This window comes from Streptomyces sp. 15-116A (genome assembly GCF_025290915.1).
GTDB lineage: Bacteria > Actinomycetota > Actinomycetes > Streptomycetales > Streptomycetaceae > Streptomyces.
In genome coordinates this window covers 25,761-36,511 of sequence record NZ_JAOCQE010000039.1, presented here as the reverse complement: position 1 = coordinate 36,511, position 10,751 = coordinate 25,761, and the positions used below count along the sequence as shown (strand labels likewise).

Annotated in this window: 12 protein-coding genes; 11 read left to right on the top strand and 1 reads right to left on the bottom strand. The window is 70.8% G+C overall.

Features of this window, described 5'->3' with window-relative positions; translation table 11 throughout:
- Positions 1-305: 305 nt before the first annotated feature.
- Positions 306-1,313: a LacI family DNA-binding transcriptional regulator gene (locus N4P33_RS10290; protein ID WP_260826030.1), complete on the bottom strand. Its 1,008-nt coding sequence runs from the start codon at positions 1,311-1,313 to the stop codon at positions 306-308.
- 105 nt (positions 1,314-1,418) lie between these two features.
- On the opposite strand from N4P33_RS10290, the gene N4P33_RS10285 reads away from it, so the two are divergent.
- From N4P33_RS10285 to N4P33_RS10235, 11 genes are all read left to right on the top strand, one after another.
- Positions 1,419-2,678, top strand: a complete 1,260-nt coding sequence (locus tag N4P33_RS10285) for an MFS transporter (protein WP_260826029.1) — start codon at positions 1,419-1,421, stop codon at positions 2,676-2,678.
- A gap of 9 nt (positions 2,679-2,687) precedes the next feature.
- Positions 2,688-4,049, top strand: coding sequence for a Pup--protein ligase (gene pafA, locus N4P33_RS10280; RefSeq protein ID WP_260826028.1), 1,362 nt, complete (start codon positions 2,688-2,690; stop codon positions 4,047-4,049).
- A 136-nt stretch (positions 4,050-4,185) separates the two neighbouring features.
- Entirely contained in the window at positions 4,186-5,187 is a 1,002-nt protein-coding gene (locus tag N4P33_RS10275) for an FKBP-type peptidyl-prolyl cis-trans isomerase (RefSeq protein ID WP_260826027.1), read from the top strand.
- 61 nt (positions 5,188-5,248) lie between these two features.
- A complete protein-coding gene (locus N4P33_RS10270; RefSeq protein ID WP_260826026.1) occupies positions 5,249-5,620 on the top strand; it encodes an FKBP-type peptidyl-prolyl cis-trans isomerase in 372 nt (123 codons plus the stop codon).
- Positions 5,621-5,735: 115 nt separating this feature from the next.
- Positions 5,736-6,689, top strand: a complete 954-nt coding sequence (locus tag N4P33_RS10265; protein WP_260826025.1) for a YafY family protein — start codon at positions 5,736-5,738, stop codon at positions 6,687-6,689.
- An 18-nt stretch (positions 6,690-6,707) separates the two neighbouring features.
- Complete coding sequence (locus tag N4P33_RS10260) at positions 6,708-7,703, top strand: YafY family protein (RefSeq protein WP_260826024.1); 996 nt, start codon at positions 6,708-6,710, stop codon at positions 7,701-7,703.
- Between the two features lie 73 nt (positions 7,704-7,776).
- The gene (locus N4P33_RS10255; RefSeq protein ID WP_260826023.1) at positions 7,777-8,070 is read left to right on the top strand and encodes a hypothetical protein; all 294 of its coding nucleotides are present in this window, start codon (positions 7,777-7,779) and stop codon (positions 8,068-8,070) included.
- A gap of 47 nt (positions 8,071-8,117) precedes the next feature.
- Positions 8,118-8,312 carry a hypothetical protein gene (locus N4P33_RS10250; RefSeq protein WP_260826022.1) on the top strand — a complete coding sequence of 65 codons (195 nt, stop codon included), beginning with the start codon at positions 8,118-8,120 and terminating at the stop codon, positions 8,310-8,312.
- A gap of 248 nt (positions 8,313-8,560) precedes the next feature.
- Complete coding sequence (gene tatA, locus N4P33_RS10245; protein ID WP_260826021.1) at positions 8,561-8,842, top strand: Sec-independent protein translocase subunit TatA; 282 nt, start codon at positions 8,561-8,563, stop codon at positions 8,840-8,842.
- Between the two features lie 47 nt (positions 8,843-8,889).
- Positions 8,890-9,828, top strand: a complete 939-nt coding sequence (gene tatC / locus N4P33_RS10240) for a twin-arginine translocase subunit TatC (RefSeq protein ID WP_260826020.1) — start codon at positions 8,890-8,892, stop codon at positions 9,826-9,828.
- A gap of 30 nt (positions 9,829-9,858) precedes the next feature.
- Positions 9,859-10,749: a diacylglycerol kinase gene (locus N4P33_RS10235; RefSeq protein WP_260826019.1), complete on the top strand. Its 891-nt coding sequence runs from the start codon at positions 9,859-9,861 to the stop codon at positions 10,747-10,749.
- Positions 10,750-10,751 lie beyond the last annotated feature (2 nt).

The following is a 10,751-nucleotide window of genomic DNA, read 5'->3' as shown; positions in this document are numbered from 1 at the left end:
GCCAGCCGCTGCGGGCAGACACCACCGCCCCGTCCCCTTCCCGCCGTACGCGCCTGCGGCCCGCCCACGCCGGGTCCCGCCGACCCGCCGCGCGCGGCAGCGGCCCGTCGTACCTGCGCAGCTGCGGACGCCCGGCGATTCCTCCCTAGCTGCGGGTGGTCCGCGATGCTGCCCTAGCTGCGGGCAGTCGTGCCGCTGGGGCGGCACGGGTGGGCGCAGCGGCACCCCGCCAGCGCGGGTGAGCGTCACCCACCCCCCGGCCGGCACCGGCGCAGGGTGCCCAGGTGAACGCGTCCCACCAACCCTCAGTGCCGGGCCGGAGCCGTAGAGCCCCTCACCACCAGGCTCACCGGGATGTCGGCCTGTTCCGGGGTGTCGTTGTTCAGGACTGCCAGGAGGGCCTGCATGCCGCGTTCGCCGAAGCGTTCCGCGTTCAGGCGGATCGTGGTGAGTTCCGGGTCGATCGCTGTGGCGAGGGCCAGGTCGTCGATGCCGGTGACGGAGAGGTCCTCGGGGATGCGCAGGCCCAGGCGGCGGGCTGCCTTGTAGGTGCCGGCTGCCAGTAGGTCGTCGTCGCAGAGGACCGCCGTCGGGCGGTGGGGGAGGGACAGGGCCCGGTGGGCCGCCGTTTCCGCGCCCTTGATCGAGAGGGGGGAGTGGGCGGTGCGCAGTGTCGTGCCGGGCACCTTGGAGAGCTGGGTGGTGAGCTCCCGGGCTCGTACCTCGAAGGTCCAGGACGCCACGTCGGCCGCCAGGTGGAGGATGTCGCGGTGACCGAGGGACAGCAGGTGGTCGGTTAGTTGGCGGATGCCGTCGGGGATGTCGACGTTGACCGTGGCGGTGCCGGGGCCCTGGGGGTCGCTGTCCAGCATGACCAGGGGGAGCTGGTCGCCGCGGATCGCGGTGAGCGCGTCGGCGGCCATGGAGGAGGCGATGACGCCGTCCAGGGCCGACTGCGCGGAGGCGAAGGGGTCGCGGGCGGGGCCGATGCCCTCGGGGGAGGGGTAGAGGACCACGCCGAAGCCGTGCTGCGCGGCGACGCGGGCCGCGCCGGTGTAGACGGCGGCGAAGAACTCGGTGGTGAGGGCGGGGACGACCAGCAGGACGGTGCGGGTGCTGCCGAGGCGGAGATTGCGGGCGGCCAGGTTGGGGCGGTAGCCGAGGGTTGCCGCTGCCTCGCGGACGCGCGCGGCCGTGGCCTCGGAGACCCTGCCCTTCCATTTGTCGCCGAGGACGAGGGAGACGGCGGCCTGGGAGACGCCGGCGGCCTGGGCGACGTCCCGGCTGGTGGGGCGCGTGCTGGCTCGTGGCACCGTCGGCCGCTCTCTTTCGTATGGACTGGCGGACAGGCGCCATGGTACGTATGGAGGCAGTAGTTATACGTAAAACGTGACGTCGATGCGAGTGGAGGGGCCGGCATGGCCACGGGATACCTGGAGATCCTCCGGGCGCGGCACGCCACCCGGCTGCTCGTGGGAACGCTGGTCGGGCGGTTGCCGAACGCGACCGCCGCCATCGCGATCGTGCTGTTCGTGCGGGCGGAAGGCGGGTCGTACAGTCTCGCCGGTGCGCTCGCGGCGGTGTACGGCGTGGCCAACGCCGTCGGGCAGCCGGTGCTGGGGCGGCTGGTGGATCTGCGGGGGCAGCCCCGGGTGCAGTTGCCGGCGGCGGTGCTGTCGGGGCTGGCGATGGCCGTGTTCGCCTGGGTGGGGATCGAGCCGCTCGCCGTGGCCTACGGCGCGGTGGCCGCGGCCGGGTTGTTCACGCCGCCTCTGGAGGGCGGGCTGCGGGCGCTGTGGTCCTCGGTGCTGCACCGGGAGGAGCAGGTCCATCGGGCGTACGCCATGGACGCGGTGGCGCAGGAGGTGATGTTCACCGTCGGGCCGCTGCTGGTGACCGTGTGTGTGTCCGTGTGGTCGGCGCAGGCCGCGCTGCTGGTGATCAACGTCATCGGAGTGCTGGGGGCGCTGTCGGTGGTCGTGTCGCCGCCCTCGCGGGCCTGGCGGTCGGCGCCGCGTGAGGCGCACTGGCTGGGCGCGCTGCGCTCGCCGGGGCTGCTGGCGCTGCTGGGCGCGTTCCTGTTCGTGGGGATGGCGCTGGGGTCCATCACGGTGGCCTCGGTGCCGTACGCGGACGAGCACGGCGGGGACCATGTGTACGGCTGGCTGATGGCCGGGATCGGGCTCGGTGCGCTGATCGGGGGCATGGCGTACGGGGCGCGGCAGTGGGGCGGGCCGCCCGCGCGGCGACTGCAGGGGCTGGTCGCGCTTCTGGCGGTGTGTTATCTGCCGTTGATGCTGATGCCGGGCGCGGTGGCCATGACGTTGCTCACCGTCGTCGCCGGGGTGTTCCTGGCTCCGGCCATCGCGTGTGCGTTCGTGCTGGTCGACCGGCATGCGCCGCGGGGCACGGTGACGGAGGCGTTCTCCTGGCTGGTGACGACGTTCACCGTCGGCGCGTCGGTCGGGACGGGCGTCGCGGGGCCCGTCGTCGAGGCGGGCGGGGCGCTGTGGGGATTCGCGGTGCCGGCCGCCGCGGGTGGCGTGTCGTTGCTGGTTTTGCTGGCCACTGGGCGGGTATTGGCAGCTCCCGCCGGTGGAGCGGTTGTTGCCGCCGGTTCGGAAAATGATCCGAACCGTGCCGTCGAACCCCGTTTCAGCTCGGGGGATCGGGCGTAATGTTCCCTCATGGACCGCCGCATTTTCGGGCTGGAGAACGAGTACGGCGTCACGTGCACGTTCAGGGGACAGCGCCGCCTGTCGCCTGACGAGGTGGCGCGGTACCTCTTCCGCCGTGTCGTGTCATGGGGCCGAAGCAGCAATGTCTTTCTGCGGAACGGCGCCCGCCTCTATCTCGACGTGGGGTCACATCCGGAATACGCCACACCCGAATGTGACAACGTGACCGAGCTGGTCACCCACGACAAGGCCGGCGAGCGCATTCTCGAAGGACTCCTGGTGGACGCGGAACGACGCCTGCACGAGGAGGGAATCGCGGGCGACGTCTACCTGTTCAAGAACAACACCGACTCGGCGGGCAACTCCTACGGGTGCCACGAGAACTATCTGGTGGCCCGGCACGGGGAGTTCTCCCGGCTCGCGGACATCCTCATCCCGTTCCTGGTGACGAGGCAGCTGCTGTGCGGCGCGGGCAAGGTGCTCCAGACGCCGCGCGGTGCCGTCTACTGCGTCAGCCAGCGCGCGGAGCACATCTGGGAGGGCGTCTCCTCGGCGACGACCCGCTCCCGGCCGATCATCAACACGCGTGACGAACCGCATGCCGATGCCGAGCGTTACCGGCGCCTGCATGTCATCGTGGGCGACTCGAACATGTCCGAGACGACCATGCTGCTCAAGGTCGGCGCCACCGACCTGGTGCTGCGCATGATCGAGGCGGGCACGGTGATGCGGGACCTCACCCTGGAGAACCCGATCCGGGCGATCCGCGAGGTCAGCCACGACATCACCGGCCGGCGCAAGGTGCGCCTGGCCAGCGGCCGGGAGGCATCCGCGCTGGAGGTGCAGCGCGAGTACTACGAGAAGGCGCTGGACTTCTGCGAGCGCCGCGGCATCCGGACGGGAACCGTCGAGCAGGTCCTCGAGCTGTGGGGCCGGACCCTGGACGCGATCGAGGCGGAGGACCTCGACCGGATCGACACCGAGATCGACTGGGTCATGAAGTACAAGCTGCTCGAGCGCTACCGCGCCAAGCACAACATGACCATGTCGCATCCGCGGGTCGCGCAGATAGACCTCGCCTACCACGACATCCACCGCCGTCGTGGCCTGTACTACCTGCTGGAGAAGAAGGGACAAGCGGCCCGGATCTGCAACGACTTGAAGATCTTCGAGGGCAAGTCGGTTCCGCCGCAGACCACCAGGGCGCGGCTGCGCGGTGACTTCATCCGCCGCGCCCAGGAGCAGCGCCGGGACTTCACCGTCGACTGGGTGCACCTCAAGCTCAACGACCAGGCGCAGCGGACCGTGTTGTGCAAGGACCCGTTCCGGGCGGTGGACGACCGGGTGGAGAAGCTGATCGCCGGTATGTGAGGCACGTTCCGTCGAGGGATCCCAAAATTCCCGGAACGTCACACGGGCGCCGTACGTTACACCGTGCGGCGCCCTTCTCCTGCGTAGAGTTGCGCGCACGCCATCAACCAAGATCGACGATTACGAGGCCCCCACCGTGCGCCGACGCTCACTTCTCATTGCCGTACCCGCCGGACTGGTCACCCTCGCCGCGTGCGGCGACGACAAGGGTGATTCGAGCAAGGCAAGTGACAGTGCCTCGCCGTCAGCGCCGGAGACGTCCGCCGCGCCCCCGCCGAAGATCGTCGACGGTCCGCTTCCGGCGATCACCGCGGGCAAGAAGTTCGACGAGAAGCCGACGGTGGCCAAGGGCAGCGGAGACCCGTCCAAGCAGCTCGCGGTGAAGACGGTCATCGCGGGCAGCGGCCGGACCGTCGCCGAGAACGACTACGTGGTGGCCAACTACCTGGGCCAGATCTGGGACACCGGCAAGGTCTTCGACAACTCCTACGACCGGGGGGCCCGCCTCGCGCTCCCGCTCGCCCAGGGGCAGATCATCGACGGCTGGCGCTACGGGCTGATCGGCAAGAAGGCCGGCAGCCGCGTGCAGATGGCCGTCCCGCCCACCTGGGGCTACGGCTCGCAGGGCAATCAGCAGGCGGGCATCAAGGGCACCGACACGCTGGTCTTCGTCGTGGACGTGCAGGGCGCGTACAACGCCAAGAGCAGCGCCAAGGGCTCCGAGGTCGCGCAGGACAACATCGACCTGCCGAAGGTCGGCACCAACACCGACGGCAAGGCGCCGTCGATCAAGGTGCCCGACGGGGACGCGCCGAAGGAGCTCGTGGCGAACTACGTCATCGAGGGCGACGGCGAGGAGGTCGGCGCCCAGGACAGCGTGCTCGTGCAGTACAAGGGCGTGCTGTGGGACGGCGGCAAGGAGTTCGACTCGACCTACGGGCGCGGTCAGCTCACGTCGTTCTCGCTGCAGCAGGTCGTCAAGGGCTGGTCGCAGGGCCTGACCGGCAAGAAGGTCGGCAGCCGGGTGCTGATCGTCATTCCGCCGAAGCTGGGCTACGGCGACAACCCGCCGCAGGGCGGCGAGATCAAGAAGGACTCCACTCTGGTCTTCTCGGTCGACATCCTCGCGAAGCTGTGATGCGGGTGGGATGCAAGACTGTGCGTGTTCGCCTTTCCGCAGACAAGCAGGAGCGTTAGACGTGAGCATCGACAAGCCCGAGATCGACTTCCCGGGCGGCGAGCCCCCGGCGGACCTCGAGATCAAGGACATCTGGGAGGGCGACGGCGAGGTGGCGAAGGCGGGCCAGACCGTCACCGTGCACTACGTCGGTGTCGCCTTCAGCACCGGCGAGGAGTTCGACGCCAGCTGGAACCGTGGCACCCCCTTCCGTTTCCCGCTGGGCGCCGGCCGGGTCATCAAGGGCTGGGACCAGGGCGTGCAGGGCATGAAGGTCGGCGGCCGCCGCCAGCTGACCATCCCCGCGCACCTCGCGTACGGCAACCAGAGCCCCACCCCGGCGATCAAGCCCGGAGAGACGCTGATCTTCGTGGTGGATCTGCTCGGAGTCTGATCGAAGCCGATCATCTGGGGCCCATGCCTGGTCGGGCATGGGCCCTCCGCTTTTGCCGCGCCACCGCGGAGCGGTACGGTCATCGGTCGTAAGCACCATAGGGAGAAGGGCGTCGATGGCCATTGCCAAGGCCGAGCGGCTGATGAACCTGGCGCTGTGTCTGCTCGGGACGCGGCGGCCCCTCACCAAGCGCGAGCTTCGTGAGTCCATCGAGGCCTATCTCGAGGCGGGCAACGACGACTCCTTCAACCGCATGTTCGAGCGCGACAAGGACGATCTGCGCGAACTCGGCCTGGTCATCGAGACCGTGGAGAACCTCGACGGCGAGGTCGGCTATCTGGCCCGCCGCGACAGCAACCGGCTGCCGCCCATCACCCTGGACGCCGAGGAGGCCGCCGCGCTGGGGCTCGCCGCCAAGGTGTGGCAGCAGGCCCGGCTGGCCGGCGCGGCCAGCGGCGCCCTGCAGAAGCTGCGCGCCGCGGGACTCCCCGAGGACGTCGACCCCTACGGCCCGCACGGCGCGCTCGAGCCGCGCATCCCCGTGCACGAGGCCGCGTTCGAACCGCTGATGCTGGCCTGCCGCGACCGCCGCCCGGTCGTCTTCGACTACCGCAAGGCCACCGCCGCCCAGCCCGAGCAGCGGCATGTCGAGCCGTGGGCGCTGGAGTGCTGGCGCGGCCACTGGTATCTGGCCGGCTGGGACCGCGACCGGGGCGCCGAGCGGGTCTTCCGGCTCTCGAGGATCACCGGCAAGGTGCGCTCGCGCGGCAGCCGCTTCACCGCGCCCGTGCCCGACGTCGTCACCGTGCGCGAGACGGTGGCGAGCTGGGCGGGGGAGACCGCCGACCGGTCCGCGCGGATCCGGCTGCGCTCCGGCGCCGGCTACCCCCTTCGGGCGAAGGCCACCGCGGTGCGGGAACTCGGCGACGGCTGGGACGAGTTGGAGATTCCGTACGGGCACGGCCTGGACGCGTGGCTGGTGGAGTTCGGGCCCGATGTGGTGGTCCTGGAGCCGGCCGAGCTGCGGGCCGACGTGGTGGACCGGCTGCGTGCCGTCGCCAAGGGCTGAGGGGGAACGGGAAGCAACGTGGCAGGCAAACCGGTCAGGACCGTGAACGCCATCGACCAGACCCGGCGGATGCTGTCCCTGGTGACATATCTCAGGGAGCGTCCGGGGGCGCGGGTCGAGGACGTGGCGCGGGCCTTCGGCATCACCGAGGACGAGCTGGTCTCCGACCTCGATGTGCTGCCCATGTGCGGGACGAGCTTCCGCGGCGGTGATCTGCTGGACATCGACACCGACGGCGAGCGCATCTGGTGGCACAACCCGGCCGCGCTCGGCGCGGAGACGGCCGAGCCGCTGCGGCTCGCCGCCGACGAGGCGACCGCCCTGCTGGTCGCCGCCCGCGCGGTGGCCACGCTGCCCGGACTGCGCGAGAGCGACCGGCAGGCGCTGCTGCGGGCCACGGCGAAGGTGGAGGCCGCGGCCGGCGAGGCGGCGGGCGCCAGCTCCCGGCTGTCGGTGACCTTCGAGTCCGAGGGCGGAGTCTTCGCGGACGTCGACCGGGCCATCGCCGAGCGACGCAGACTCTGGATCCGCTACTACTCGCCCGCCCGCGACGAGGTCACCGAGCGCGAGATCGACCCGATCCGCCTGGTCAGCGTCGGCCACACCTACGTCGAGGCGTGGTGCCGCCGCTCCGAGGCGCGCCGCACCTTCCGGCTCGACCGGGTCGCCGAGATCAAGATCCTCGACGAGCCGTCCCAGCCGCCCGAGATCGAACTGCGCGACCTGTCGGAGGGGCTTGTGCAGCCCGCCGCCGAGGACCCGGAGGTCGTGATCGAGGTCGGTCCCGGCGGGCGCTGGGTCGCCGAGTACTACCCGCACGACAGCGCCGAGGAACTCCCCGACGGCGGTCTGCGCATCACCCTGCGCACGCCCGATCCCACCTCGCTGCGGCGGCTGGCGCTGCGACTCGGCCGCGACGGCCGGATTGTCGAGCCGCGCGAGCTGGCCGACAGCGCCCGGCAGGCGGCCCGCGAGGCGCTGGCGGCGTACGACGGGGTGGAGGCTGCCGGGTGAGCGGGCCGCACGCGGTGCGCGAGCGGGCAGCGGCAGGACGAAGCAGGCAGGACGACAGACAGGGGCGAGGGCTTTGAGTGAGTCGGCGATGTCTGGAGTGCGGGGGATGACGGTGGCGTCCGCGTTCGCGGGGATGAGAAACGTCGCCCCGGTGGTGTTCCGGGCGGGCTGCCCGGACTGCCGGGGGCGTTTCGAGCTCGCCGCGAGCGCGCTGCGGCTGGCCATAGGCGCCAGCAGCCGCACCACCTTCTACTCCTTCACCTGCCCCGACTGCGGCGCGGCCGTCCGCAAACCGGCGGGGGAGCGGATCGTCGAGCTGCTCACCGGCGGCGGCGTCCGCACCCTGCGGCTGCACTCGACCGCGTAGCGAGGCCAAGGGCCTGCCGTCCCCCGGCACGGTCTAGGCTCTGGCTCATGTTCTGGCCGATGTTCGCGGTTGCTGTGGGTTTCCTGGGACTTGTGGTGCTGGGGGTGTTCGCCGTCCGGGTCTTCCTGGAGGCCGAGCGGCTCGGCAGACAGGTCACCGATTCCGCACGTCGCATCAGCCGTGCCGCGGAGGACCTGGAGCGGGCGTCGGCCGGCGCGGCCCGTTCCGCCGAGGCGCTCTGAGTCGTACGCGGCCCGGCTCGTACCGCTTCGCCCTGTCACGCGGCCACCGCCGACAGGTACGCTGCTGATCGCGGCCCGGAGAACGAGGCCCGGTCCGCGGACGGGAGTACGCACAGGGGATGCACGGGGATTGCCTCGCGTTCACCCCTGAGAGTTACGATCGCTGCACAACACGATCGATCGGACACCTGTCCGACCGGTCGGACAGCACCCCACCCCCAGCAGCCTCGGTGAGAAGGTAAAGACTTATGTTCGGAAGGCTCGGAGCCCCCGAGATCATTCTCATCCTCGTCGTCATCATCCTGCTGTTCGGCGCGAAGAAGCTTCCGGACATGGCGCGGTCGCTCGGCAAGTCGGCCCGCATCCTCAAGAGCGAGGCCAAGGCGATGAAGGAGGACAAGTCCTCCGCCCCCGCCGACCCGCCGAACCCGGGCGAGCAGCCCCCGGCGCAGCGCACCATCCAGGCCGCCCCCGGCGACGTCACGAGCTCCCGCCCGGTGACGGAGCCGACGGACACGACCAAGCGCTGACGCAGGGCCGGTGAATGCCGGCCCGCCGCACGAGATGGGAACGTGGGTTGCTCAAGTCTGCCCGCAAGCAGGAGAGGGATCCCGAGGGGCGGATGCCCCTCGCGGAGCACCTTCGTGAGCTCCGCAACCGGCTCGCGAAGGCACTGGTGGCCATCGTCCTGGTGACGGTCGTCGCGGCCTTCTTCTACAACGACATCATCAACTTCTTCACCGAGCCGATCCTCAGGTCGGTCGGCTGCAAGGAGAGCTTCGAGGAGCTTGCCCGCGCGAGCGAGGGCAAGCAGTGTGCCCGGATCACCATCAACGGTCTGCTCACTCCGTTCACGCTGGCGCTGAAGGTCTCCCTGATGGCCGGTGTGGTGCTGGCCGCCCCGGTCTGGCTGTACCAGCTGTGGGCGTTCGTCGCCCCGGGTCTGCACCGGCACGAGAAGAAGTACGCCTACGCGTTCGTCGCCACCGGGTTCCCGCTCTTCCTCGGCGGCGCCTTCTTCGCGTACAAGGTGCTGCCGACCACCGCCAAGGTGCTCATCGAGTTCACGCCGTTCGGCGTGGACAACCTGCTGCCGCTGGACGATCTGCTCGACCTGGTCACCCGCATGGTGATCGTCTTCGGGCTCTCCTTCGAGCTGCCGTTGCTGCTGGTGATGCTGAACTTCAGCGGAGCGATCACCGGCAAGCGGATGCTCGGCTGGTGGCGCGGCATGATCATGGGCATCACGCTGTTCGCGGCCATCGCCACCCCGAGCACCGACCCGCTGACCATGATGGCGCTGGCCGGGCCGATCTGGGTGCTGTACTTCGGCGCGGTGGCGGTGGCCCTGCTCAACGACCGTCGCCGGCGTCGTATCGAGGCTCTCGGACCCGCTGACGACGAGGCGTCCGAGCTGGATCTCACCCCCGAGGCGATCGAACCGGTGGAGCCGGTGGCCGCCGTGCCGGAGCAGGCGAGCCGGGATCGGGTCAACGGTTATGACGACGTGACCTGACAGGCGGGCCTCAGCTCGTAAGGTCCTCCCGTGACCAGCGAGATCACCCTCTTCGTCAACCCCACCGCGGGACGCGGCCGGGGCGCCCGTGCGGCGCTGCCGGCCGCTGACGCGTTCCGGGCCGCCGGATTCTCCGTGCAGACCGTGCTCGGTGACGACCCCCAGGACGCCCTGGACCAGGCGCGCAAGGCCGTCGACGAGGGCACCGGCGCGCTGATCGCCGTCGGCGGGGACGGCATGGCGCACCTCGCGCTGCAGGCCGTGGTCGGCACCGGCACCCCCTTCGGTCTGGTCGCCGCCGGCACCGGCAACGACTTCGCCCGGGCCCTCGGGCTGCCGCTGCGGGACCCGGCCGCCGCCGGGCGGATGATCGCCGACGCCCTGAAGTGCGGGCGGGTGCGCGACATCGACCTCGGCCGGGTCGGCGAGCGCTGGTTCGGCGCCGTGCTCGCCTCCGGCTTCGACTCGCGGGTCAACGACCGCGGCAACCGGATGCGGCTGCCCCTCGGACGCTTCAAGTACGACCTCGCGATGGTCGCCGAGCTGGCCGCCTTCCGGCCCCTGTCGTACCGGATCACACTGGACGGCGGTGAGGTGCGCGAGGTCGAGGCGACACTGGTCGCCGTCGGCAACGGGCCCTCCTACGGCGGTGGCATGCGGATATGCCCCGGCGCGGATCTCACCGACGGGCTGTTCGACATCACGGTGGTCGGCGAGTGCAGCCGGGCCACGCTGCTGAGGGTGTTCCCGAGGGTGTACCGGGGGACGCACATCGATCACCCGGCCATCACCGTGCTGCGGGCGGCGAGCGTTGAGCTGGTGGCCGAGGGCGTCACCGGTTACGCGGACGGCGAGCCGGTCGGACCGCTGCCCCTGACCGCGCACTGCGTGCCGGGGGCCGTGCGGGTCGTCGGCCCCTGAGC

Coding starts and splice junctions, on each gene's coding strand:
- N4P33_RS10285 (WP_260826029.1), top strand. CDS start 1,419: ATGGCCACGGGATACCTGGAGATCCTCCGGGCGCGGCACGCCACCCGG.
- pafA (WP_260826028.1), top strand. CDS start 2,688: ATGGACCGCCGCATTTTCGGGCTGGAGAACGAGTACGGCGTCACGTGC.
- tatA (WP_260826021.1), top strand. CDS start 8,561: ATGTTCGGAAGGCTCGGAGCCCCCGAGATCATTCTCATCCTCGTCGTC.
- N4P33_RS10265 (WP_260826025.1), top strand. CDS start 5,736: ATGGCCATTGCCAAGGCCGAGCGGCTGATGAACCTGGCGCTGTGTCTG.
- N4P33_RS10250 (WP_260826022.1), top strand. CDS start 8,118: ATGTTCTGGCCGATGTTCGCGGTTGCTGTGGGTTTCCTGGGACTTGTG.